Origin of the sequence: Frankia sp. AgKG'84/4, assembly GCF_023242965.2 — a bacterium.
GTDB lineage: Bacteria > Actinomycetota > Actinomycetes > Frankiales > Frankiaceae > Frankia.
This window is the reverse complement of record NZ_JALKFU020000783.1, coordinates 1-1,114: the sequence shown is the minus strand read 5'-3', so window position 1 is coordinate 1,114 and position 1,114 is coordinate 1. Positions and strand designations below refer to the sequence as shown.

The window sequence follows — 1,114 nt, the reverse complement described above, 5'->3', positions numbered from 1 at the left end:
CAGCGGCACCGCCCGGCCGCGGGCCACGGCGTCGTCAAAGCGCCGCTGGCCGAGCGCGTCGCGCACCGCCCGATCGACCTGTTCCAGGTCGTGGTCGCCGGCGAGCCGAATCGGGACGCAGGCCCCGACCAGCTCCGCCGCGTGCTGCGCGTCACCGTCGCGCAGAGCCAGGTGAGCGACGCCGACGAGCACCCGGGCGGTCACCGGCGCGTCGGTGGAGCGGACCGCCTCCGCCAGCGCCGCGGCCAGGATCAGCCGAGCGCTCTCGAGCCGGCCGCACGAGAGCTCGGCGAGCGCCACGCTCGTCCCCATCGCCGCCTTGAACTGGGGCGGTCCGTGCCGGGTCCAGACCGCGGCCGCCGCGGGCAGGATCAGCTCCCGGGCCCGCTTCGTATCCCCGAGGAACCTGGCCAGCGAACTCTCCGCGATGGCGACGCCGGCGAGCAGGTCCGGCGTGCCCGCCCGTTGGGCGCTGCGGCGCGCCTCCTCCAGCGCGGCCTGGGCCTGCGGCACGTCCCGCAGCGCGAGCGCCGCCGCGACCAGGTTCATCTGGAACTGGCCGGCCTCGTCGGCGGAGTCGAGCTCCGCGGTGAGCGCACACCCGCGGCGGAACGACGCCACCGCCAGCGCGTGCTCGCCCCGCAGGCTGGCGAGCTCCCCCACCGCCCCGTGCGCGAACGCGGTGCCCCAACGCTCCCCCAGCGCCTCGAACTCGTCGACCGCTTCCCAGGCCCGTGTTCTCGCCTCCTCGAGATGCTGCGCATCAGCCCGGTTCGCACTGATGTAGGCGAACAGAACCCGGGCCAACGCCCGGGTCCACGGGTCGGGAAGCCCGAAACAGCCGCGGAACGCCTCGAGCGGCTCGTCGGCGACGATGCCGACCTCCAGCATCAGCCGGAAGCCACCCAGCAGCGGCACGATCGGATGGGGGTCGGGCAGGTCGTCGACGTCCTCGATCTCCCGCGCCGACAGGCGGAGCAGCCGTATCACCGTGGCCTCGTCCTGCAGACCGTCGAAGGCGTTGAGGGCCGCCAGCGCCCCGCCGCGCGGGCGGTGAAGCTCAGCGCGAGCACCTGATCAGGGCCAACCCCCCGGTCGACGACCATGTGGGCGA

1 protein-coding gene is annotated in these 1,114 nt (G+C 74.8%); it reads right to left on the bottom strand.

Annotated elements, in window-relative coordinates:
- The coding region (locus tag MXD58_RS25195; RefSeq protein WP_250610138.1) for a hypothetical protein at positions 1 to 990 on the bottom strand (990 nt) is incomplete at its 3' end.
- Positions 991 to 1,114: the final 124 nt, after the last annotated feature.